Raw genomic sequence first — 25,167 nt, 5'->3', positions numbered from 1 at the left:
GTCAGCCCCTCCCTTGTTGCATATCTTGCAGAATTTTTCGCGAGATTTCATCAAAGGATTCTGCTTTTTTGCTATAAATCATACATAATGCCCATGTCATTATAAATTGCGCAAAAGCAAATACCCACGCCCATGTAACATCACCAAACACCGGTGTATTAAGCACCTTTGAATACGATGTTAAAATAGGTAATGTAATAAAAAAACTTAAAAAGAAAATACTCATCGGAATGATAAACTTCTTTTTCGTATTTAATAACAATTGAAACTCTTCCGACTGAACAACTTCTGTATAATTCACCTCATTTTGTAACTTACGTGCTGACGTATCATCTCGTTTCATTCTCTGGTCCCCTCTCTTAACTTAAAATACAATTTCTCCTTGCATACCTAAAGACTAAATTTTATAAATATTCAGAAACTTATTTTCATTTTAGACAATCCGTACATTCCTGCAAAGATTTTTCGATAGACATTTTTCGTCATTTTCTCCTAAAATTTCAATATACTTTTTCAACATAAAATTTGATTGATTCGATTAAACTCTTATTCCCGTTAAAACAGAATAAAGTGAAACTTTAATCAGCGTGGGGGGTTACGGGCAGCACGACTCCCACCTAACTTCTTCGTATTCGCCGAATTTTGGGATGGGAGTCTTACTGCTCGCAAATAGCGGGATAAAAAAAGTAGTGCTTATCGCACTACTTCTGTCTTTGTCTCCTTTTCTAAATTACGAGCTGTTTCGCTTAATTCAACGTCTTTTCCATCTTTAAGCGTTCCAAATATAAAATCGAATACTGGATTTGAAACACCAAACCAAAACTTTTCATTTTTATAATGGTGTAATATATGCTGTTTTTTTAGCCATCTTCCAAACTTAGTGAAGGGACGAATCGGCTTATGTGCAATATAATGTTTCCATTCATAAACGAGGAGCATGATAATCATTCCGACTCCAAATGAAAGTGTAACAGTAACACTTTTTGTAATACCATATGATATAAGTAAATATATAGTAAAGCTAGGTATACTAAACCATATAGGCAAAAATAAAAGTTTCAAATCATCTGGATAGACGTGATGATCATAATGTAATCTTCTTAACATTTTTAATAAAAGTGCGTTTTTAGGCGGCTTTAAATGGAATAAAAAACGATGTGTCATATATTCGTTAAGCGTATAAAAAACAATCCCCAACACACACGCTAACATACCGATCCATGTAAAAAATTGCATTTTTAAAATAAGGATAAAAATTAATAGAACACTATACATAATAACAATATCATGTTGCAAAAAGAACTCCTTTACCACTCTCTTCATCTTTCTTCCCCCTTCTCCACAAAAACAGCCGCAACATATCGTTACGACTATTTCTTTTCTATTTTATTCTTATTCTATTCACTTTACAAATTTGCCTGCTGTTCTATTGTCGAGAAAAAGGTGTTCGGACCAAATATATTTTGCTTTGGGATAATGTGTTCTACTGCAAACACTGTTACTTCACCCCTTTGTACTTCTCCAATAATAAGCCCAAATACTTCATGGTTTACCGCAAACGTTGGTTGTTTCGTTTGCAGCAACCTTGCTGCATTTTTAAATACCGCTTCATATAGTGGATTCCTATCAGTAATTTCTTTTCGGATTTTTGGTGCTAAAGTGATGATAATTTCTTTTCCGTCAATAGTGGTTCGATACATAAAAATCTCCCCTTCAATCTTATATGAACAACTGTAAAGCTTTGTATGCAAAATGGATAGAATATCCTACTAAAATAATACCTGCTCCGGCTGTAATATAGCCCAGTGCTTTTTGCTTTAATAAAGTTCTTCCGAAATGTACAGAAAAAGCAATATTTAAGTTCCACAAAATAATACCAACAATAATGCAAAGACTGTACAAAAAAGCTTCTTGTTTCGTTACCTTTGTAAGCAAAGAGCTAAGTGTACTTCCGTATATACCAAACCAAAAAACGAGATTTAATGGATTGGATATCGCGATAAAAAATCCTGCCATAAAAGATTGTTTAAGTCCACCTATCTCTTCTTGTTTATATTCCATATTAGAGTGAGAAATTCCTTGTTTTACACTTTGAAACCCTAAATAAAACAACAAGAAAAACCCAGCGCAATACATAAAAGCTTGTACATATGTATACATAAACACAGAAGATAAACCGAAATAAATAAGAAGCATAAACAAAATGTCAGCAGTCATTCCTCCGATTCCAACAATCCAAGCATGCCAAAATCCACGTTCAATTCCCCTTTTTAACATTTCAATATTAATCGGACCTACAGGCGCAGCTAATGAAATACCTAATACTATTTGTTGTATAATTGCTCCAAACATCGCTCTATCCTTTCTACTTCTTTTACTATTAAGTAATGATGTAAATATAGAAAATAGACTAGCTTTCATAAAAATTATTCACTAATACAATACCCTTTTTTATCCAAAATATACAAAAGAGCCATCCTGTTGATGGCTCTTATTTCTCTACTCTATGTTGAAAAGGACATTTACCTTTAATCGGCTCAATATCATCCCCTATGAAATATTGTTTCCATTCACGATGATTAGGATCGCCGTAGTGACTAATGTTAGGGTGCTTCGGCAACTGATCCCACTTTTCAACTCGTTCACGGACCATTTGTCTTGAATACGATCCTTTAGGACGATCTCCTTCTAATCCATCGAAAATAGTTCGTGGCTGGAATCCAATAACGAGAGAATTTCCTAAATGCCTAGTCTTTCGCTGTTTATAAGCTGGCGCATTCCCAAATGCAAATATTGGTTCACCACCAAATGAAAATTCCCATAAATAATGCTCTGGATTTTTCGGGATTTGCTTTGGCCATAATTGATTATCTTGTTCATGCAAATACTGTAGTACTTTCCAAAAATACTCTCGATAATATTCGATTGATTTTTCTTCACATTCCGGTTCCACAAAAAGAAAAAATCCTCTTCTTACAATCGGCCGCTCTCTCATTAAATCTAAAAAAGATAACATTGTATTGGGTAAATGCCCCCAATCATTATGAGAGAGAAATGAATAACGAAGTTCATTCTTTTTCAAAGCTGTTAAACCGAAATAACACGGAAAAGTTGGTTCTAACACGACACTCGAAAAATTATGAAATTCTTTTGCAACCCACTTCGGTATGTCGACTCTATTTTCCATTCCTTCATTATCTAATAAATAAGACTCATCCATTCTTTCACCTCATTATGTACAGCATTCACTTAAGAATATTACATACTCGGCTTGTCCTATACCTTTTTAAAAATTCGAGAAAAATTATTGAAAAATACAAAAACTTAAAAGCGCTTACTTGACTAAATTCTACCAATTCGTGTATATTTAAATTAATCATTTAGCAGAATATTCGAGAAAATAGCATTTTTTATTTATATTATTTTTTAAAATGAATTTCACTAAATGAAAAAAGGAATCGTTTTTAGGAGGAATTGTGACATGCAAGGAAAAGTAAAATGGTTTAACAATGAAAAAGGTTTTGGATTTATCGAAATGGAAGGCTCTGAAGATGTATTCGTACATTTCTCTGCTATTCAAAGCGACGGCTACAAAGCTTTAGAGGAAGGTCAAGAAGTATCTTTCGACATTACTGAAGGAAACCGTGGACCTCAAGCTGCTAACGTAGCAAAACTTTAATCCCACATATGACAGGAGGTTACCTTACTTGGTAACCTCCTTTGTTATTCCTTTGTATATTTCCGTTTTACAGAGCAAAAACTATGTGAAATGCGCAAAATACAAAGGAGGCAATAACAATGGGGTCACATGTAAATGATTTTGAAGAAGTAAAATTCCGTGTAGAAACTGCACAAAAAATGGTAGGTTCTGCAACAATTTCAATGGATCCAGACACATTAGAGCATGCCACTACTGCAGTAGAATCGGCTCGTTCTCAGCTTGAAATCATGAAATCCGTTGCGACGGATTTAGATGAGCCATTTCTAATGAATGAAGAAAAAAAATTAAGCAAATGCGAGCATCAATTACACGAAGCGAAGCACTAAAAAAACATCCAGAGAAAATTCTCTGGATGTTTTTTTATGACAATTGCTCCCCATACTTTTTCAACTTCTCTCCAACCGTACATTGCCTTATACAAAAAGAATGAGCATAGTATTTACTATGATTTTTCCGATTATGATTCTGTAAGAAACATCCTTCGCAATACGTCTCTAATAAGTCATTTACCTCTGTAATGAGTTGCTTTTTATTCACCTTTGCACCTCTCTATTCGGTTATTTCTTTATGACTGTCAATTGCTGTCCCTTCTAATGCTTGCGCTGCTAATTGATGTGCCTCTTTATTTTGTTTTCTAGATATCGGTTCACAAACAAGCTTTAATTTCATTTGCTTCGCTTTTTGTTCTATTTGATCTAAGTAATGATTTAAATGTTCATCATAGCAAGGCCATTCACCAGCTAATTGCTGCAGTACAACTTGAGAATCTCCACGAAGTGTAACGGCTTCATATTTAATTCCTAATTCCTCGAGTGTATTCATCCCGTATAATAATGCTGCATACTCCGCTTCGTTATTATCATATATGCCTTCTATGTATGCATTGCGACGAATTCGGTAATTTGTATTTCCTTTTTTATAGTATACACATATACCAACCCCAGCTTCTTTCGTCTGTACATCATAACCACCATCAAAATAAACTTGAATTTCTTGAGGCTCTTCCTCCACTTGCTTACTCAGTTTTTTCATTTCTTTTAATGACCATTCCGTGTCCATTTCATCGAAAAATAGCAGTTCTTTCGCCCTTCCTGTTTTCTCAAAATCCTCCGCAAATTGAAGCACTTCTTCTATGTTCATATAATCTGTTGTTAATTCAGTTTGTAAACCACGCTTCGTTTTATACAACCAATGTATTTTATATTTCATACTAGATTCCCCTTTTATAAGACTTCTTATATTTATTTTATTATATTTTATCAAGAGTCACAGTATTATATTCAATATAATCACATACAAAAAGAGCCATCCTATATAAGGACAGCTCTTTCTTCTATTGCATAAATCTTTCAAATTGCACTCGCTTATTAATCCAGTACATTACAGGCATACCGATCGCCATTACAACAAATTCACCAACTGCACAAGTTAGCCATGTCAATAAAAATGGCAGATCAAATGCAAGATGAAGTTCAATTGCTATCATAAACATTGTAATTGTAAAGATAACTGTATTAAAAATCATACGAGCCCAAACACCTTTAATGAAGCGCATAGAAATAATAGTTGCAAGTAGTGCAAGAATTGATTGCCCTACTCCAAATACTAAATCATAAGCGATCATAGGTGAGAAAAAGAGATTCGTTAAAAATACACCTAATACAATCCCGTAAATTGCTTTCTTATTGAATACAACGAGATGATTAAACATCTCTGAAATACGAAACTGTACATTCGTAAAGCCAAATGGCTGAATAAGCATAGAAACAGCAATATATAATGCCGCTAAAATACCATTACCGACTAATGTTCTTATATTCATGACAAAATCTCCTTAGTTTTTTTACGTGGGATGGTTTCGAACCACGTTATTCGTTTTTAAGCAACAAGATTATATTCTACGCAATAGGTACTCTTTCGTCAATAGATTCCTATCATTTACTACCTTTTTTCTTTCGGACAACGTATAATAAAACATATGAAAGATTTAGGAGGTTTCACTTCATGACAGCAACAATTCAAAATGAAAAAGTGATCGTTTCCATCTCTGACAAAGGTGCAGAATTACAAAGCGTTCGCTTAAAAGAAGACAACACAGAATATTTATGGCAAGGTGATTCTACTTATTGGGGACGTCGTGCACCAATCTTGTTTCCAATCGTCGGTCGATTAGTAGATAATACATACTACGTAGAAGGTAAACCTTATTCATTAACACAGCATGGTTTTGCTCGTGACCTTTCGTTCTCTGTTAAAGAACAAAGCGACACAAAAATCACTTATGTCGTTACTAGTAATGAAGAAACATTACAAAAATATCCATATAAATTTGAATTACTCATTTCTTATGAAGTAGACGAACAAAATATACATGTTACATATGAAGTAAACAATCCTTCTTCAAAGGAGATGTTCTTCTCAATCGGAGCACACCCTGGATTCAACTGTCCTTTATTAGACGGCGAATCATTTGCAGATTATCATCTATCATTTAACGGATCTGAACGTTTAGAAACTAGCATATTAGAAGGTCCTTTTCTTTCAAATAAAAAGCAACTAATCGCTGAAAATACGAAAAAATTGCCACTTACATATGATTTATTCAAAAATGACGCGCTTATTTTTGAAAATATGAATACGAATGAAATTTCTATTCGCTCACATAAACATAATAAATTTGTAAAAGTAGCATTTGATGGGTTCCCATTTGTCGGCGTATGGACACCAGGAGATAACGCACCTTTCTTATGTATTGAACCTTGGTACGGAATTGCTGATGAAGTAAAACAAGTAAAAGATTTTAAAGAAAAAAAAGGAATTCAATCGTTACAAGCGAATGAAACATTTACATGTCGTTATAGCATTACAATTGGATAAAGTGAAACTTTAATCAGTGGGGGGTGTTCATCCCCCACTGATTATTAGCCCACACCAATTGGGCGTTTACGGGCAGTAAGTACTCTATCCCCTACTTCTAAAAAAATTTTCAAGTAGGGGATAACCTTATAACTGGAGGTTTCTCATTTTGATTGAAGTATATATCGATGGTGCATCAAAAGGAAATCCTGGACCTTCTGGTGCCGGGGTTTTTATTAAAGGGGTACAGCCACCTGTACAATTGTCATTACCACTTGGGACAATGTCAAACCATGAAGCAGAATACCACGCTTTACTTGCAGCATTAAAGTATTGCGCAGCGCATAATTATAGCATTGTATCTTTTCGTACAGATTCCCAACTTGTTGAGCGGGCTGTTGAAAAAGAATACGCAAAAAATAAAATGTTTGCACCGCTTCTAGAAGAAGCACTACAGTACATAAAAAATTTCGATCTCTTTTTTATTAAATGGATTCCAAGTAGTCAAAATAAAGTCGCTGATGAATTAGCTAGAAAAGCTATTTCACAAAATTAACGGGGGTATGAGTGTGAAAAAAGGTTGGATTGCTCCTCTCGCATTATTATTTGTCTCTTTTATTTGGGGAGCTACGTTTGTTGTCGTTCAAAATGCTATGTCTTTTGTTGGACCATTTACTTTTAATGCTATTCGCTTTTTATTCGCTGGAATTATTTTATTATTCGTTCAAATTATTTTCTCTCAAAAAACTTCAAAACAAGATATAAAACATAGCAGTCTTGCTGGGCTAATTGTTGGTTTTTTCTTATGTGTTGGGTATTTATTACAGACATTCGGTTTACTCTATACAACCTCTTCAAAAGCCGGTTTCTTAACAGGACTTAGTATCATTATGGTCCCAATCTTGTCTTTTATCTTTTTAAAACAGCGGGCTACAATTTTCATCGTACTTGGTATTGCTGTAGCAACAGCAGGTTTATATTTATTAACCGCTGGTGATTCTTTTCAATTAAACATTGGAGATATACTCGTTCTCGGTTGCGCAGTCGCTTTCGCTGCCCATATTCTTGTTAACGGTTTCTTTTCTAAGAAAATATCACCTTTATTACTAAGCACTTCTCAAGTATTAGCTGTCGGTATATTTTCTTCTATTTGCGCTTTTTTATTTGAAGATTGGGAAAAATTATTTTCAGTATCACTATGGACAAATCATTCCTTTTTATTCGCTCTATTTCTAACTTCCCTGTTTGCGACATCAATTGCCTTTTTCATTCAAACATCTGCACAAAAACACACTTCTCCAACGAGAGTAGCCATTATTTTCGCAATGGAGCCTGTTTTTGCAGCATTAACAGGCGTTCTAGTAGTAAATGAACAGCTTTCTATTTCTGCTATTATTGGGTGTCTATGTATTTTCCTAGGTATGATTTTTGTTGAATTACCTTCAAAAACAAAAAAAGAAGCGCGGGCTGCGTGAAGTTACGCTTGTAACTTCCGCATAAAAGCCTTAGCGCTTTTTTTATCTGTAATCTCTTCTTCTTTCAATCGTTCTAATAACGCAACAAAATAACTACCATCAAACTGTAACTGATGTTTAATCGTCGCTTCTATTGCTACGTTCACAATCCCATCAGATGCACCAGTATATCCTTGTCCAAACATAATAAATCCTTGTGCTTCCTCTGATAATTTAAATCCTTTCGTATGTAAGAATGAAAGATAATCTTCTACTGTTTGCATGATATTCCCACCTACTCAAAAATTCTCCACTTCCTATCATACATGTTTTTATACTCTATGAGAATGAAATTTCTTTGACAACTTTGTAAAGCAATCGTCTACTTCGTTAACAATGGAGGATTTCCTTACAACATGAAGGAATATGTACAGTGGCACTTATTTTATATTAAAGGGGAGACACGATGAAACAAGCACTATTAATTATCGATGCTCAGCAAGAACTTATTGATGGAAATGAACAAGAAAATGAAGTTTTTCGTAAAACTGAGCTATTAGCTACACTAAATACAGCTGTACAGCAAGCAATAGATTCAAAAGCCCTTATTGTTTTCGTAAGAGATACTGATGTTGCTTCTGGTAGCGGCGTGGGCTTTGAGGTACATAATCAAATTCAAGTACCTCAGTCTGCAATCCTTATTAATAAAGCGGCAACGAATTCATTCTATGGCACTTCTTTACTTGAACTTTTAAAAGAAGAAAAAATAAATCATCTCGTTATAGGTGGATGTAAAACAGAACATTGTATTGACACTGCCGTTAGAACAGCAACTGTACAAGGCTTTGACGTTACATTAATTAAAAATGGTCATTCCACAACTGATTCTAACGTATTAACTGCACAGCAAATTATCGAACATCATAATAAAACTTTACACGGTCATTATAATGTTGATCATTTTTCCGTTGTTAGAGATGTCGAGGAAGATATCTTTCAACCAATTCATGACCAATATCGCGACTAAATTAATGATAAAAAAGAATCCTTTTCACGAAGGGATTCTTTTTTATCCAAAAATTTGTGCTGCAATGCTATATAGTTCACTATTCCTTATTAATAATAGATCACTATTTTTCATCATAATTGGTGGTTTATTAACCTTTTGAAAACCATTAATCTCTAATTCTTTCACGAAATCTTTCTTTCCCTCTGGTACATCCATTCTTAATTTACCATTATGCCCTTTTGCTAAATAATGTACCATTCTCATTGCCATCGCATCATTTTTACCAACAACTGGTCCTATTATTTTATTTTCTGGCGTTTGTATACTTATACCATATCCTAATACATTTTGTTTTGTATCCTTTATAACGACACATTGTTCACTTTGTATAATTCGATACTTTAAAAACTCTTCTCTATTTGTTCCAAATGCATCTTCGTCTATTTGTATTATTTCTTCTAAATCACATTCTTCATAATTCACAATATGCTCTTCATTTCCTACACAATGATAATTCGCATTGTACGAGTTACATATGTATTTAGAAACATAACTAACAGCTCTGAACCCTAGTTTTTCATATAAGGACTTCCCCTCATCCGTAGCAATAAGCATAATTGGAGTTTGAGTTGATACGCTTTTAACGCATGAATCCGTTATTATCTTTCCAATCCCTCTCCCTTTATAATCTGGATGTACAATTACCATTCCGATAGACGCTAATGTCTCCCCGTATAATATAATTGCCGCGCTAGCAATAAGCTCTTCCTTCGCATTTACCACACCATATACTATACCCGTATTCAAAATCGTCTCAATTTCTTCCCTGTTATAATCCCATCCAATATAAGAAGATAATGCAACAATATCCTCTATTTTTTCTTTCCTAAGACGCTCCACCCTAATTTCCAATTCAATCATTCTCCCTCTCCTTATCTAGACATTTAAATCATTATTACCAAATCAACTTGTACATGTTTCCCTTTATCTGTCACACACATATCCTATTTTGACCAAGACTATAATATAAATGAGGTGACAACATGCCCATTACGAATCGATTTTCTACCACCACTAACGGCGCACTCGCTATTACAGGAAACACACTCGGCTTAAGTAAAATTAGTAATCAAAACCGTGCTGGTACAATCGGGGCAATTGGTGCATTCGTAACTACGAATACTGCTTTACAAGTAACTACTTTTCCTGCAGGTACAACGTTAAACTATACACAAAATAGTTCTACTGCTATTTTAAATATCCCTGCTGGGAGCACTATTCTTTACGCCGAACTCGTTTGGGGTGGGAACTATTTATCTCGTGATCAAAACATTACGAGTGTATTAGGAAACCCAGTTTCTTTTACAACACCTGTGTCAACATACTCGATTACCCCTTCAGCTGTTACAGCTTCAAATCAAACTTTCGTTTCTGGATCTGTCACATTTGGATTTTATACACGATCAGCAGATGTAACCTCACTCGTTCAAGCTGCTGGATCTGGATCTTATACAACAGGTTCTGTCCCTGGACTTGTTGATCCTTTAGATGCTTCTAACGGGGCTATCAATTCTTCTGGATGGACGCTCATTGTCGCTTATCAAAACGGTTCCTTACCCGCAAGAAATTTAACAATTTACGTAGCTGGTAACCGTGTTTCTGTAGAAACTGGTAGTGCAGATGTATCTGTCTCAGGGTTTTTAACACCTGCCGGGGGACCTGTAAGCGGGAGATTATTTATAAGTTCTACTGAAGGGGATGCTGATTTAACTGGGGATCAAGCATTATTTGGACCAAATTTCAGTTCATTAAATGCTTTATCCGGGCCAAATAACGCTGTAAATAATTTCTTTGGTTCTCAAATTAATAATGCTGCAGGAAACTTAGATACAACAGGTACATTTGGAACACGAAATCAAAGTGCTTCTACAAGTACAAACATCTCCGCTGGTAGACAAGGCTGGGACATTACTTCTATTGATATCTCTCCTTATTTAACAAATTCCCAAGTCTCCGCTGCAATCCGTTTAACAACTAACGGCGATGCATATATGTTGAATACAGTTGGCTTACAAATTAATATAAATTCACCTAATATACAAGCAACGAAAAGCGTGAATAAAAGTGTTGCTGCAATTGGAGATATTCTCACTTATACAGTTACTGTTCCTAACACCGGTCTGCTTCCTGCAAATAACGTTACTTTTACAGACATTCTTCCTAATGGCACTTCCTTTATACCTGGCAGCGTAACGATAGATAACGTACCACAAACAAATGCAAATCCGTCCGCCGGTATATCTCTTGGGACAATTAATAATAGCTCTTCTCGTACAATAACTTTCCAAGCGACTGTCGTTTCTCTTCCAAGCCAAAACCCTATCTCTAACACCGCTACTATTACATTTCAATATACACCAATTGCTGGGGGAACGACTTTTAACGGTATTGCAACAAGCAACTCTGCCGGAACACAAATTAACCTCGCAGATATTAATGGAACAAAATCAGTTAACAAACTCTTTACCGATATTGGCGAAACGTTAACTTACAGTATTTCCCTAGCTAATGTAGGAAATATTGCGGCAACGAACGTTATATATACGGATCCGATTCCAAGCGGGACTACTTTTATTCCAGGGAGTGTCACTGTTAACGGCGTTACTCAAGCTGGAGTGAATCCCGCAAACGGCATATCAGTTGGAACCATCGCTGCAAATTCTACCGCTACTATTGCATTTCAAGTAACTGTCCCGACTATTCCTCAAACAAACCCAATATTAAATAGTGGTACGACAACTTACCAATACGTTCCTATCCCAAACCAACCAGTAGTAAATGGATCTGATACGACCAATACCGTATCTACTCAAGTCAATAATGCTACTGTAACTATGGCGAAAGCAGTGGATAAAAACTTTGCTGATATTGGCGATACACTGACCTATACAGTTTCCTTTGTAGGTACAGGTAATACGACTGCTAACAATGTTATTTTTACGGATATCATTCCCACTGGCACTACTTTTGTCTTAAACAGTTTAACAATAGATGGCACGACACAAGTTGGAGCAAATCCTGCTAATGGCGTTAACATAGGATCCATCCCAACTGGCACGACGAAAAACGTTTCATTTCAAGTAGTGGTTAACACAATACCCGCGTCAAATGTCGTATCTAACGGATCAAGCGCTTCTTATCAATACACCGTCAACCCTAGCCAATCACCCGTTACAAAAAACATTTCTTCCAATCTCGTTTCCACTCAAATTAACAATGCGAATTTAACATTAACAAAATCTACAAACAAACAATTTGCCACAATTGGCGAAACTATAAGTTATACAATCCTTATTACAAACAGCGGAAATACGGCGGCTAATAACGTTCAACTAACAGATCCACTTCCAAACGGAACGATATTGACTCTAGGTACTGTAACGCTAAACGGTGTCTTGCAAAATGTAGATTCTCTCGTTGCCTTACCTATCGGTACAATTCCTGGCGGAGCTACTTTCACCTTATCCTTCCAAGTAACAGTCATTAACATTACTGCACAAAACCCTATCATTAATAACGCTTTCGCCTCTTATATTTACACTGTAAATCCAAGCCTGCCACCAACTTCAAAAACAACAAATTCTAATTCTGTTACATCAACAATTAGACTAGCAAATCTTCATGCTATTAAATCTGTAGATAAAACATTTGCGGAAGTTGGAGATGTATTAACTTACACCTTTGCTGTTACAAACGACGGAAACGTTGCAGCGAACAATGTATTACTATCGGATTCCATTGCGAATGGTACTTCCTTTGTGCCAAACAGTGTTACGATTAACAGTGTTACTCAGCCAGGCGTTACACCAGCTAGCATCAATATTGGCAGTATCAACGCTGGCACTACCATTACAGCTTCATTCCAAGTATTAATAACTAGTATTCCAAATCCTAACCCTATTTCAAATAGCGCTTCCATTTCCTATAACTTTATCGTTGATCCAAACGCTTCCCCTGTAAGTGCAAACACAACTTCAACCACTACATTTACTCAAGTAAATGATGCAAATGTCATTTCGGCAAAAACAGTGGATCGAGCGTTCGCTACCGTTGGGGATATATTAACTTATACCGTTATTTTAACGAATGCAGGAAGTGTTTCTGCTGATAGTCCAACTTTCGTAGATACAAATCCCGATGGCACTATCTTTATCCCAAACACTTTCCTTATTAATAGTGTACTCCAAAATAACGCAGATCCAAATATCGGTGTTCCGTTACCTTCCATTCCTGCTAACGGCTCACTTACCGTCTCTTATCAAGTAACTGTCACCTCTTTACCAACACAAAACCCAACAATAAATTCATCTAGTACACAGTATAGCTTTATTCTAAATCCGGGCGATCCACCAACTATAGAAACATCTTTAAGTAACACTGTAAGTACACAAATTAACTTAGCAAATGTAGTTATTGTCAAAGAGGTAGATTTAACTATCGCCGATGTCGGGCAACCAATCACATATACAATTTCCTTAGCTAATCTTGGCAATACTACAGCAAATACTGTTGTTGTTACCGACATACTGCCTCCTGGAACTACTCTCGTACCAAATAGTATTTTTATAGGTGGTGCTTTACAGCTAGGAGCAGATCCAAGTGCCGGTCTTCAAGTTGGTACAATTCCAGCAGGCGGAATTACAACAATTGTCTTCCAAATTAGTGCAAATGGGATACCTTCACCAAATCCAATTCAAAATAACGCTTCACTTCAATATAGCTTTATCGCTGATCCAAGTTTACCTGCTCTTGTTAGAAACGCTACTAGCAATATAGTAACTACACAAATTAATACTGCTACTATCATAGCGAATAAATTAACAAGTACAAACTTTGCTGATGTCGGTGATAGCATTACGTATACAACTGTACTAACAAATAACGGAAATATTCCGGCTACTAATGTTATTTTTACGGATGTCATTCCAAGTGGTACACTTTTCATTCCAGATAGTGTAGCAATTGATAATGTGCCTGTAGCTAATGTTAATCCCGCAAACGGCATCTCCATCGGTACAATTGGAGCAAACTCCTCACGTACTGTTTCCTTTCAAGTGAATGTACCAGCTATTCCATCCATTAATCCCATTACTAATCAATCAGGCACTACATTCCAATACACGTACGATCCATCCAAACCAGCTGTAATGCAGATGGTGACTTCTAACACGGTACAGACAACTATTAATAACGCCTCAATTTCCGCTACAAAATCTGCAGATAAACAGTTTGCTAACGTAAATGATATTATTACGTACACGACTACCTTAACGAATAGTGGGAACACACTTGCATCAACTGTAATATTTACAGATGTAATTCCAAACGGGACATCGTTTATTCCTAATAGTGTAACAGTAAATGGGAATACACTCCCTAATGTAAATCCAGCAAACGGAATTGCAATTGATCCAATCAATCCGAATGCAAATACTATAATCTCGTTTCAAATAAAAGTGAATTCCATCCCTAATCCAAATCCAATTCCGAACCAAAGTAATACAACGTACCAATATATCGTAAATCCTAACTTACCTCCAGCATCCGCCAATGCGTTAAGCAACTTAATAACAACGCAAATTAACAATGCTACGATCATCGCTACTAAGTCAGTGAATACACCGACAGCTGCAATTGGAGATATCGTCACCTATACGATTGCAGTTACAAATACAGGAAATATCCCTGCTAGCGCTACCGTTTTAACAGATGGACTTGGACCAGGGGCATCCTTCATCCCGGATTCCGTTACAATAAATAACGTTTCACAACCTGGGTTAGATCCTTCACTAGGAATTCCGTTAAACGATATTCCACCAGCAAATACTATATTCATTACATTCCAAGTAAAAATACTCGCAATTCCCCCTAGTGGTGCTTTAACGAATAATGCCCTTGTAAATTATGAGTATACAGTTAATCCAAACCAGTCACCTGCTGTTGGTAGCACTGTAACAAACACGACCGCTACTCCGATTGTTGATGCTACTTTAGTTTTAAATAAAAATGCGAGTACAACTTTCGCTACGATTGGTGATACGATTACATTCACCTCATCTGTTACAAACACAGGAAATACAACTGCGAACAACATTGTTTTTACAGATTCGATTCCAAATGGTACTGCCTTTGTCCCAAATAGCTTTAAGATAAATGGTGTAACCGTCCCGAATGCAAATCCACAAAACGGTATCAATATTGGTAACATGAATTCAAATGCATCGGTTACACTCAGTTTTCAAGTAAACATTACAACGATTCCAAACCCTAATCCAATTCCTAACAAATCATCGCTTCAATATAGTTTTATTGTAGATATAAATGAACCACCTGTTTCACGAACAGTTCAATCCAATAAAACTTTTACACAAGTAAATACTGCTTCCGTTATCGCAACAAAAACTGCGAGCAGTGCATTTGCTGCTGTTGGAGATACAATTACGTATACAACCACCCTTACCAATAGCGGAAATACAACTGCAAATACACCTGTTTTTATAGATATATTACCACCTGAACTTTCATTCGTTCCTGATAGCGTACAAATTAACACCATCCCACAATTTGGATTTAGACCAGATAGCGGGGTTCCTTTAGACCCAATTCCAGTTGGAGGATTGACAACCATTAGCTTCCAAGCTATTGTCGGTTCAATACCATCTTCAAACCCTACATTGAACCAATCAAGCACAGCATACTCTATCATCGTTGACCCTACCGAGCCACCTATTACAGAAACGGCTACTAGTAATCCGGTCTTAGTTCAAATTAACGAAGCAATTATTCAAGCAACAAAAAGTGTGGATCGTCTATTTTCTGACGTAGCACCTGGAAATTCATTTTTAACGTATACAGTTTTATTAGACAATATAGGGAACACGACTGCTACTAATATCATTTTTACAGATCCGATTCCAAATAATACAGTATTTATAGAAGATAGTGTTCGAGTAGGTGGAGTTTTATTACCTGGGGTAAATCCAGCGAATGGAATACCAATTGGGGATATTATTGCAGGAGATTTTATAAACGTCACATTCCGCGTGCAAGTAGTTAGCATTCCAAATCCAATTTTCACAATCGGGCCTGGGGGACCAAACTCACCGGTTGTAAACGGTGCTTCTATTAATTATCAATTTATGACAGGACCTAATTTACCACTTGTTTCACGAAGTACAACATCCAATTCTGTTTCGACACAAATAAATTCTGGGGAAATTGTAACAGTTAAATCTGTAAATGAAAATTTTGCAACGATCGGCGATACACTTTCCTATACAATTACATTAAGTAATCCAGGAAATGTCACTTCACAAAATATAATTTTCACGGATACTTTACCTGACGGAACGACATTTATATCCGGAACTCTTACAAGTGATTCTGGTACACAGCAAATAGGCAACCCAGCGAGCGGGATTCAGATTGGAAATATAAATCCAGGTGGTACGGTTACTATTACGATAAACGTACTTGTGACAAACATTCCAAGTATAAATCCAATCTCTAATTCTAGTTCTATACAATTTCAGCATATTGTCGATCCAAGTCAACCCGCTATAACACAAACAGCTTCATCTAATACCGTTACTACGACAATAAATAGCGCAATATTAACTACAACAAAAAGTGTTGATAAATCTATTATTTCTGTTGGTGATACAGTTACGTATACAACTACTATTACGAATACAGGAAATACACCAGCTACAAATGTAACATTTACAAGCGCTATTCCGGCTAGCACTACATTTATACCCAATTCGTTCACAATAAATGGTATCCAGCAACCCGGCGCACAACCAGCACTTGGAGTAAATATACCAAATATCGCACCTGGCGAAACAGTAACTGTTACTTTTCAAGTAAATGTTATTTCTGTTCCTCCTTCAAATTCGATTATGGGTAATGACACAATTTTATATTCTTATACTGTTGATCCAAACGGAACTCCTGTTACAACTTCTACTTCAACTAATATCGTTACAAACCCTGTACTTGACGCTATGATTACGATGGTAAAATCAGTTGATCAAACGCTCGTAACACTAGGTGATACAATTACCTATACGACAATTTTAACGAATAAGGGTAATACAAACGCGACAAATATCACCTTTACTGACCTAATACCAAACGGCACAACGTTCGTTCCTGATAGTGTCATAATAAATGGCATCACACAACTTGGTCTCACTCCAAATACAGGCGTAACAATTGGAACTATCGCTCCTAACAGTTCTATATCTATATCATTCCAAGTTACCGCTACCTCTACACCAGTTCAAAATCCTATTGCTAACTCTGCTACTGCTTCTTACACATTTATCGCTGATCCAAATGCACCTATTGTTTCAAGAAATGTTACTTCAAACACAGTGTTTACTACAATTAATACAGCTACCATTCTTTCATCGAAACAAGTCGATAAATCCTTTAGCCGCATCGGAGACACACTCACTTACACTGTAAATTTAACAAATAACGGAAATTCATCTGCACAAAATGTTATATTCACAGACACTCCACCAAATGGAACTACTTTTATTGCAAATACATTTTCTATTAACGGTGTTCCTCAAATGGGAGCAAATCCTGCGAATGGTGTAGATATCGGACTTATAACAGCTGGGACTACAGTAACTGTTTCATTCCAAGTGACCATAACCTCATTACCAACTGAAAACCCAATTGTAAACTTCTCATCGACATCGTACCAATTAGTCTCACCACCTGATGCGGAAATTTCAATTAGTAATCCTGTTTCAACTCAAATTAAAGAAGCAATATTATCTATGACGAAAAATGAAAGTGTATCCTATGCAGATATCGGGCAAACTGCTTTTTACACTACTTCTATTGCGAATTTGGGTAATACCGATGCTACTAACATTGTATTCACAGATGTATTACCATCTGGGCTTACATTTATCCCGAGCACATTAACTGTCGATGGCATTTTACAACCTGATGCGAATCCGAATACAGGTGTATTACTTGCAGCACTTCCGCCAAATGAAATATATAGTATCGTCTTTCAAGTTACGGTTAACAGCATCCCACCTATTAATCCAGCACCAAATACAGCATCCACAAATTATGAGTTTACTGTTGATCCAAATAATCCTCCTGTTTCAAGTACAGCTAATTCTAACACTACGCTTCTTCAAATAAACAACGCAGCTATTATAAGTACAAAAACAGCAAATCTTACTTTCGCGGACGTTGGTAATATAATAACATTTACCCTTAACCTTCCTAATACAGGAAATACAACTGCAACGGATGTAACTGTTATCGATATTCTTGATAGCAATTTAACTTTCGTTCCAAATAGTTTCACAGTTAATGGGCAAACCATTCCAAACACTAATTTATCTACTGGTGTAAATATTGGTTCAATTAGTGGTGGTAATGCGGCAATCGTTACATTCCAAGCAACTGTTACTACACTTCCAACACTTAACCCAATTTCTAATTCTGCTTCTATCACATATCATTATGTCGTTGATCCTAACCAGCCACCTATTACAACTTCCAATCAATCTAATACAACGACAACACAAATTAATAGCGCCATCCTTACTGCACAAAAAAATTCAAATGTGTCAACGGTAGATATCGGGCAGGATATTGTCTACACCGTTACAATTACAAATAGCGGAAATGTTAGTGCAACTAACGTTATTTTTACCGACCTTATTCCAGACGGAACTTCCTTTGAACCGAATAGTTTTACACTTAACGGAACTAGCATCCCAAATGCAAACATAATTACAGGTGTTCCAATTGGTGATATCGCGCCAAACCAATCTGTCATCGTAGCATTTCATATTAATGCAAATGGAATTCCACCTATAAATCCAATTACCAATCAAGCTAGCGTTAGTTTTCAACATATCGTTAATCCAGCTAATCCTCCAGTTTCAAAAAACATTACTTCTAATAGCGTTTCAACAAAAATTGAAAGTGCTATTTTAAACACTATTAAAATAGGAGATAAAGCATTTACAACTATTGGTGATACAATTACGTATACAACGACTATTACGAATACAGGAAATATTCCTGCTAACAACGTTATTTTCTCAGACCCTTTACCGACATGGACACAATTTGTTGCAGGATCAGTTATTGTTGATGGTACTCCATTACCATCCGCTTCTATTATTGACGGTGTTGGCATAAATACAATAACTCCAAATCAAATCGTAACAATCGTATTCCAAGTTCAAATTGTAAGCAACCCAACAACTTTCACACCTGAACTCCAAAACTTAGGATTTGTTAACTTCCAATATAACGTAGGCAATTCATTACAAGCCCAGCCTGGTAATGTGGAAACGAACGTCTTCGTTACTTCTATTAATTCAGCGATACTTTCAGCTGTAAAAACTGCTAATACAGCCTTTGCGAATATCGGAGACACAATCACTTATACAGTTTTGATTCAAAACAGCGGCAATACAAACGCTGCGAATCTAAATTTCTCAGATCTTATTCCAGCTGGAACGACCTTTGTTGAAAATAGTTTTTCTGTAAATGGAAGTACCATTCCAGGGGCAAATCCAAATAACGGAGTTAATATCGGAACCGTTAGTACGAATAGTTCCTTAACTGTTACTTTCCAAGTCATAGTCACATCTACTCCACCTTCAAATCCAATTTCAAACGTTGCATCTATTCAATACGCATTTATTGTTAATCCGACTGCTCCTCCTGTTACAGGCACAATAAGTTCTAATAGCGCTTCAACACAAATTAATAACGCTACTGTTACAACTGTTTTAGAAGCAAATCGAACAATTGTATCTATCGGAGATGTAATTACGTATACAGCAACATTAACGAATACTGGAAACTTCCCTGCAAATTCTGTATTACTCATTAATGGAGTTCCTGTAGGTGCAGTATTCGTTCCAAATAGTGTTACGTTAAATGGAATTCCGCTTCCAGATGCAAGTCCAACTCTCGGTATTCCAGTTGGTATTATCGCACCAGGTGATTCTGCTTCTATTACGTTCCAATTTCTTGCTAGTTCTATTCCACCGCAAGGAACGATTATAAATCAAGCCATTACAAATTACACGTATATTGTCGATCCAAGTCAACCCCCAGTTACAGCAACATCATCCTCTAATACCGTTAATACAGCTGTCGTTGATGCATCATTATCCGCAACTAAAAATACAGATTCTCTCGTACAATCTACAAACGGTACAATCACTTACACAGTAGTCGTTCGAAATAACGGAAATACAACTACAAATACAGTTATTTTAACAGATTTGGTCCCAGAAGGAACTGCATTTATTCCTAATAGCGTGACCATTAATAGCGTTTCCGTTCCAGGTGCCGATCCAAACGTAGGGATACCATTAAACGCCATCGCGCCGTCAGAAATCGTCACCGTCACATTCCAAGTTATCGTTCAATTCATTCCAAGTGTGAATCCAATTTCTAATACAGCCCGTATTGACTATACTTTTATCGCCGATCCAACTACTCCAATCATCTCTCGAACAATTATGTCTAATCCAGCTTTCACACAAATTTCAGATGCGACTATCCTTTCTTTAAAAGCAGTCAATGTACAACAAGCAACAACGGGCGATATTTTGACCTACACGATCACATTAGAAAATAACGGAAATATCTCAGCAACTAATCTCTCATTTTTAGATTCTACTCCAGATGGTACTACATTCGTAGAAAATAGTTTTACACTTAACGGAACAGCTATACCTGGTGCCAATCCAAATGTAGGTGTTACTTTGCCTAACCTAGCAGCAAACGCTACTCACCTTGTTTCGTTCCAAATTCTTATTAACGATCCATTCTCGCAAGAATCGATTACAAATCAATCCAATACAACATATACAATTCAACCAGACCCAGGGCAACCGCCTATTACTGAAACATCTACAAGTAATATCGTCATTACAAATTTCGTGCAAGCACAATTGACAATTACAAAAACATCCAATCCAATAACTGTAGATATTGGTGGAACTATACTTTATATTTCTGAAGTGAAAAATATCGGCAATGTTGACGCAATAAATATTATTTTCACAGATTCTATTCCAGCTGGGACTACATTCGTTCCCGATAGTGTCACAATTAACGGTGTCCTTCAGCCAGGTGTCAATCCAGAAAACGGAATACCGATTGGAACGATTCCATCAAACAGTTCCAAAACGATACTATTTCAAGTGCAAACAAATAATCCACCTACTGAAACCGAAATTGTAAATCAATCATCTGCAAATTACCAATATGTAAGTATCTCTACAGCCCCACCAGTGAATCGCTCTGCAAATTCTAACGTTGTTACAACATCGCTTCAAAACGCAAATATTATTTCTGTTAAAAGTGCTGATGTAACTTTCATATCAATCGGGCAAAATATTACCTATACAAATACACTACAAAATATAGGAACCGTTCCAGCTAACAATACTGTGTTCATTGATAACATTCCAGAAGGTACTATATTCATTGAAGATAGCTTATCAATAAATAATGTGATTCAGCCTGGCGCGAATCCTGAAAACGGAGTAACTCTCGCCACGATACAACCAAATGAAACAGTCACTATTTCATTCCAAGTACAACTTACAAGTATACCGTCCGGCAATACAGTCATTAATATTTCAGACACTTCGTATGAATACCAAATTGACCCTAGTTCTCCAATTATTCAGCGTAGATCGTTATCAAATGCAGTAAACACTGAAGTGCGGACGGCAAATATTAGTGCAATTAAATCCGCCAATAGATCCATTACACGCATCGGTCAAATCATCACATATACAGTCGCAGTTACAAACTCTGGTACAGTACCTATTACAAATACTCTCCTAATTGACGCAATTGCAGCTGGGACCACATTCGTTCCAAATAGCATCCTTGTGGATGGCATACCAAGACCTGACGAAAATCCAATTACCGGAATCGCCCTTGATATAATTCTTCCAAATAATACGATTATTGTTACGTTCCAAGTAAATGTAGTCTCTATACCTTCACAAAATAATATTAATAATATCGCTGTCATTCACTATGAATATCAACCGGAACCAAGCGCACCACCAATTTCAGAAACGATTTCTTCCAATAGTACAAATATACAATTTATTGATGCTATTCTTATCGCTACAAAATCCGCTAATAAAGTATTAGCTAATATTGATGAAACTATTGAATATACAGTATTAATTCAAAATAACGGATCCACTACAACTAACTCCATCTTTTTTACAGATACTATAGAGGATGGAACAATATTTATTCCAGGAAGTGTAATAGTTAACAATACGGTACTTCCTGCAGCAGATCCAAATATCGGCTTTTCCATTCCTAACATCGCGTCAGGGCAATCGACTACAATAACATTCCAAGTTTCCGTTACGAATTTGCCAACTGTAAATCCAACACCTAATACTGCAAACATCGTCTACGACTTTATTTTCAACCCTGACTTTGCACCAATTCAAAAATCTACTACTTCCAATACTACTTTCGTTCAAATTAATGATGCTGATATCGTTTCACTTAAAACTGTTGATTTGACTTCTGTAACAATTGGTGACATTTTAACTTATACAACAACTTTAACAAATACAGGGAATACAGATGCTACTGCTGTTGTATTTACAGACAATATTCCTGATGGAACAACCTTTATAGACGGTAGCGTTTTAGTAAATAATATTCCTCAGCTTAACGCCAATCCAAGTGCCGGTATACTTGTAGGAACGATTGCTCCTGACATTTCTATCCCAGTCACATTTTCTGTTACCGTGGTAGCTCTTCCAGCTAGCGGTCACATTCAAAACCAATCAACTTCTCGTTATACAATAAATGGTGAAGAAAAAATATCGACTAGTAATATTACCTTCACTGAAGTTATTTCTGCTAATGTAATTGCGACAAAAACAACGCCAATCCAATACGCTGACCTACAAACTATCATCCCTTATACAATTTCCATCATAAATAACGGAAATATACAAGTGGAAAACATTATTGTTACAGATATCATTCCAGCAAATACGAGCTTTATAGAGAATAGTGTTATTGTGAATGGCAACGCTCGTCCAAATGACAACCCACTTAGCGGTATACAAATTGATAACATTCCGCCTAATACGACAGCAACTATTCTATTCCAAGTACGGGTTACTTCGATTCCGCAAATAAATCCAATCTCTAACACGAGTACAATTGAATATGAATACACGTTACCGAATCGACCGCCTATTACCGAAACTATTATTTCAGCAGCTGCCGTAACAGAAATTAATCACGCAAATTTGACTAGTAACAAAACTGTTGACCTTGCATTTGCAACGGTCGGTGATACGTTAACGTATACGATTACACTAAATCAAACTGGTAATGTTTCAGCAAATGATGTAATCATTCAAGATATTATTCCTCAAGGTACTACGTTTATAGAAAATAGCATCATTGTAAACGGAGAAACTCTTCCGGGAGTTAATCCAATAAGCGGCATACCAATTGGTACTATAATTGTAGGCGAAAGTGCTATCGCTTCATTCCAAGTAACTGTGACTTCTATTCCAACACCAAATGAACTCAACAACCAAGCAATTACTACTTTTAAATATATAGTCAACCCAAATAACTTACCTGTTACAAATACGACTACAACAAATACTGTCACAACAACTGTCCAAAATGATAATGTTGTTGCCATAAAATCTGTTAATGCCACGAATGCATTACCTAGTCAAACTTTAACGTATACAATTACAATTTCTAATAGCGGTAATGTGACGATTGAAGATCTTCTTGCCATAGACACCGTACCAGTAGATACAACCTTCGTTACTAGCAGTGTTACAATTAACGGAATCAATCAGCCTAATGCAAATCCCGAAAATGGTATTACATTAGGAAATCTTGCTCCTAATGAATCTGTTATCATTACGTTCCAAATAACAATATCTTCTTCGACTCTTCAATCTGCAATCAATAACGATGCTTCTGTTTCCTATACTGTTACCATTGATCCGAATGAACCACCTATTACAATTACAAAGCAAACAAATACCGTTACAACAACACTCATCGATCCAATGGTGCGCATTGAGAAAAACGCTGACAAATCTATTGTCGTTATAGGAGATATTATTACATTCACATTAGAGATATTTAATCATTCCCCAATTCCTACAGTAAATACTTCCGTTTTAGATATGATTCCAGCTGGTACAACATTTATAGAAAATAGTGTAACCATTAACGGTACCCAAATCTCAAATATCCGTCCAGACACTGGTATTAATATCGGAGCTTTACCTGCAGATGGAGTAGCAACTATAACATTTAAAGTTCTCGTAACTTCTATCCCTTCAAACAGTACAATTATCAATTCTGCAACAGTTACAGCTGCTTTCCAACTGACGCCACAGGATCCGATTATTACTTTCATCGTTAATTCGAACATTGTTCGCATACCAGTTCAATTTATAACTGCAACTGTGCTTAAAAACGCTTCCGTTAGCTCAGCTTATTTAAACCAATATTTTGATTATACGGTGCATATTACGAATACCTCGGAATTTTCAATTACAAACATTTCTTTACAAGACACCATTCCTGCAGGTTTACGATTTATTGGCAGATCCGTTATAGTTGACGGCATATCACTTCCTTTAGCTGATCCAAATTTCGGATTCCTAGTTGCAACTAACTTTGAACCAAATGAAGTAATTATTGTGTCATTCACAGTACAAGTAATGGATCAGCCAGTAAACAATAAATTTATAAACATCGCTAATATTTCCTTACAACTTCAAACATCTCCTGCCGAACCACCTATAACAATAACAATTGTAAGTAACGAAAACATCGTCTCTTTCCTCCCACCAAATATAGAGCGTGTTTTACCAAACTTAAGTTGCTTCTTTGACGGTGAACGCTTTATACGAATTACTCCTCGGAACATACGAAAATATTTCGGGCCTTGGATTTGGTGGAATTAATTCAAATAAATAAAAGAGATTGTAGTTTGATTTAAACCAAACTACAATCTC

General features: G+C 36.1%; 17 protein-coding genes and 1 riboswitch. Of the genes, 7 read left to right on the top strand and 10 right to left on the bottom strand.

The genetic code is table 11. The annotated features are described in order from the left end of the window. Position 1: 1 nt before the first annotated feature. The 5 genes from EXW56_RS08070 to EXW56_RS08050 all read right to left on the bottom strand — a co-directional run bounded on the left by EXW56_RS08070 (position 2) and on the right by EXW56_RS08050 (position 3,220). Positions 2-343, bottom strand: coding sequence for a DUF485 domain-containing protein (locus EXW56_RS08070; RefSeq protein ID WP_002158517.1), 342 nt, complete (start codon positions 341-343; stop codon positions 2-4). A gap of 350 nt (positions 344-693) precedes the next feature. After that, a complete protein-coding gene (locus tag EXW56_RS08065; protein WP_002201092.1) occupies positions 694-1,323 on the bottom strand; it encodes a sterol desaturase family protein in 630 nt (209 codons plus the stop codon). A gap of 83 nt (positions 1,324-1,406) precedes the next feature. After that, a complete protein-coding gene (locus EXW56_RS08060; protein ID WP_002011898.1) occupies positions 1,407-1,700 on the bottom strand; it encodes a hypothetical protein in 294 nt (97 codons plus the stop codon). 19 nt (positions 1,701-1,719) lie between these two features. Then, positions 1,720-2,352, bottom strand: coding sequence for a LysE family transporter (locus EXW56_RS08055; protein ID WP_002201093.1), 633 nt, complete (start codon positions 2,350-2,352; stop codon positions 1,720-1,722). Between the two features lie 139 nt (positions 2,353-2,491). Further along, positions 2,492-3,220, bottom strand: coding sequence for a YqcI/YcgG family protein (locus EXW56_RS08050; protein WP_002201094.1), 729 nt, complete (start codon positions 3,218-3,220; stop codon positions 2,492-2,494). A 261-nt stretch (positions 3,221-3,481) separates the two neighbouring features. Between EXW56_RS08050 and cspB the strand changes: the two genes are divergently transcribed. Together cspB and EXW56_RS08040 are read left to right on the top strand one after the other, a co-directional pair. Continuing rightward, positions 3,482-3,679: a cold shock-like protein CspB gene (cspB, locus tag EXW56_RS08045; protein WP_002011904.1), complete on the top strand. Its 198-nt coding sequence runs from the start codon at positions 3,482-3,484 to the stop codon at positions 3,677-3,679. Positions 3,680-3,798: 119 nt separating this feature from the next. Continuing rightward, a complete protein-coding gene (locus EXW56_RS08040) occupies positions 3,799-4,047 on the top strand; it encodes a DUF2564 family protein (protein WP_002011905.1) in 249 nt (82 codons plus the stop codon). A gap of 34 nt (positions 4,048-4,081) precedes the next feature. On the opposite strand, the gene EXW56_RS08035 is transcribed toward EXW56_RS08040, so the two are convergent. From EXW56_RS08035 to EXW56_RS08025, 3 genes are all read right to left on the bottom strand, one after another. Next, positions 4,082-4,258 carry a zinc-finger domain-containing protein gene (locus EXW56_RS08035; RefSeq protein ID WP_033711748.1) on the bottom strand — a complete coding sequence of 59 codons (177 nt, stop codon included), beginning with the start codon at positions 4,256-4,258 and terminating at the stop codon, positions 4,082-4,084. A 12-nt stretch (positions 4,259-4,270) separates the two neighbouring features. Next, positions 4,271-4,930, bottom strand: coding sequence for a ribonuclease H family protein (locus EXW56_RS08030; protein WP_002201095.1), 660 nt, complete (start codon positions 4,928-4,930; stop codon positions 4,271-4,273). Between the two features lie 124 nt (positions 4,931-5,054). Continuing rightward, a complete protein-coding gene (locus tag EXW56_RS08025; protein WP_002158523.1) occupies positions 5,055-5,543 on the bottom strand; it encodes a QueT transporter family protein in 489 nt (162 codons plus the stop codon). 6 nt (positions 5,544-5,549) lie between these two features. Further along, positions 5,550-5,594: riboswitch (PreQ1 riboswitch) on the bottom strand. A 131-nt stretch (positions 5,595-5,725) separates the two neighbouring features. Between EXW56_RS08025 and EXW56_RS08020 the strand changes: the two genes are divergently transcribed. From EXW56_RS08020 to EXW56_RS08010, 3 genes are all read left to right on the top strand, one after another. Then, the gene (locus EXW56_RS08020; protein ID WP_002201096.1) at positions 5,726-6,598 is read left to right on the top strand and encodes an aldose 1-epimerase family protein; all 873 of its coding nucleotides are present in this window, start codon (positions 5,726-5,728) and stop codon (positions 6,596-6,598) included. Between the two features lie 148 nt (positions 6,599-6,746). Continuing rightward, positions 6,747-7,133, top strand: coding sequence for a reverse transcriptase-like protein (locus EXW56_RS08015; protein WP_002149250.1), 387 nt, complete (start codon positions 6,747-6,749; stop codon positions 7,131-7,133). Between the two features lie 13 nt (positions 7,134-7,146). Further along, the gene (locus EXW56_RS08010) at positions 7,147-8,052 is read left to right on the top strand and encodes a DMT family transporter (RefSeq protein WP_002201097.1); all 906 of its coding nucleotides are present in this window, start codon (positions 7,147-7,149) and stop codon (positions 8,050-8,052) included. Positions 8,053-8,054: 2 nt separating this feature from the next. Here EXW56_RS08010 and EXW56_RS08005 read toward each other — a convergent pair whose 3' ends face one another. Next, complete coding sequence (locus tag EXW56_RS08005) at positions 8,055-8,315, bottom strand: DUF6123 family protein (protein WP_001195213.1); 261 nt, start codon at positions 8,313-8,315, stop codon at positions 8,055-8,057. A gap of 182 nt (positions 8,316-8,497) precedes the next feature. Here EXW56_RS08005 and EXW56_RS08000 point away from each other — a divergent pair, with 182 nt between their 5' ends. Further along, positions 8,498-9,058 carry an isochorismatase family protein gene (locus EXW56_RS08000; protein WP_002201098.1) on the top strand — a complete coding sequence of 187 codons (561 nt, stop codon included), beginning with the start codon at positions 8,498-8,500 and terminating at the stop codon, positions 9,056-9,058. Between the two features lie 42 nt (positions 9,059-9,100). Here EXW56_RS08000 and EXW56_RS07995 read toward each other — a convergent pair whose 3' ends face one another. Continuing rightward, positions 9,101-9,961: a GNAT family N-acetyltransferase gene (locus tag EXW56_RS07995; RefSeq protein WP_002201099.1), complete on the bottom strand. Its 861-nt coding sequence runs from the start codon at positions 9,959-9,961 to the stop codon at positions 9,101-9,103. 122 nt (positions 9,962-10,083) lie between these two features. Between EXW56_RS07995 and EXW56_RS07990 the strand changes: the two genes are divergently transcribed. Beyond that, positions 10,084-25,116: a DUF11 domain-containing protein gene (locus EXW56_RS07990; RefSeq protein ID WP_215597345.1), complete on the top strand. Its 15,033-nt coding sequence runs from the start codon at positions 10,084-10,086 to the stop codon at positions 25,114-25,116. Positions 25,117-25,167: the final 51 nt, after the last annotated feature.

Source organism: Bacillus mycoides (assembly GCF_018742245.1).
GTDB classification, from domain to species: domain Bacteria; phylum Bacillota; class Bacilli; order Bacillales; family Bacillaceae_G; genus Bacillus_A; species Bacillus_A cereus_U.
The sequence above is the reverse complement of the archived record's forward strand: the minus strand, read 5'-3'. Positions and strand labels throughout refer to the sequence as shown.

What these genes read in the sequence shown, in the direction of transcription:
- EXW56_RS07990 (WP_215597345.1), top strand. Translation starts at nt 10,084, where the DNA reads ATGCCCATTACGAATCGATTTTCTACCACCACTAACGGCGCACTCGCT.
- EXW56_RS08020 (WP_002201096.1), top strand. Translation starts at nt 5,726, where the DNA reads ATGACAGCAACAATTCAAAATGAAAAAGTGATCGTTTCCATCTCTGAC.
- EXW56_RS08025 (WP_002158523.1), bottom strand. Translation starts at nt 5,543, where the DNA reads ATGAATATAAGAACATTAGTCGGTAATGGTATTTTAGCGGCATTATAT.
- EXW56_RS08040 (WP_002011905.1), top strand. Translation starts at nt 3,799, where the DNA reads ATGGGGTCACATGTAAATGATTTTGAAGAAGTAAAATTCCGTGTAGAA.
- EXW56_RS07995 (WP_002201099.1), bottom strand. Translation starts at nt 9,961, where the DNA reads ATGATTGAATTGGAAATTAGGGTGGAGCGTCTTAGGAAAGAAAAAATA.
- EXW56_RS08065 (WP_002201092.1), bottom strand. Translation starts at nt 1,323, where the DNA reads ATGAAGAGAGTGGTAAAGGAGTTCTTTTTGCAACATGATATTGTTATT.
- cspB (WP_002011904.1), top strand. Translation starts at nt 3,482, where the DNA reads ATGCAAGGAAAAGTAAAATGGTTTAACAATGAAAAAGGTTTTGGATTT.
- EXW56_RS08070 (WP_002158517.1), bottom strand. Translation starts at nt 343, where the DNA reads ATGAAACGAGATGATACGTCAGCACGTAAGTTACAAAATGAGGTGAAT.
- EXW56_RS08050 (WP_002201094.1), bottom strand. Translation starts at nt 3,220, where the DNA reads ATGGATGAGTCTTATTTATTAGATAATGAAGGAATGGAAAATAGAGTC.
- EXW56_RS08060 (WP_002011898.1), bottom strand. Translation starts at nt 1,700, where the DNA reads ATGTATCGAACCACTATTGACGGAAAAGAAATTATCATCACTTTAGCA.
- EXW56_RS08055 (WP_002201093.1), bottom strand. Translation starts at nt 2,352, where the DNA reads ATGTTTGGAGCAATTATACAACAAATAGTATTAGGTATTTCATTAGCT.
- EXW56_RS08000 (WP_002201098.1), top strand. Translation starts at nt 8,498, where the DNA reads ATGAAACAAGCACTATTAATTATCGATGCTCAGCAAGAACTTATTGAT.
- EXW56_RS08005 (WP_001195213.1), bottom strand. Translation starts at nt 8,315, where the DNA reads ATGCAAACAGTAGAAGATTATCTTTCATTCTTACATACGAAAGGATTT.
- EXW56_RS08030 (WP_002201095.1), bottom strand. Translation starts at nt 4,930, where the DNA reads ATGAAATATAAAATACATTGGTTGTATAAAACGAAGCGTGGTTTACAA.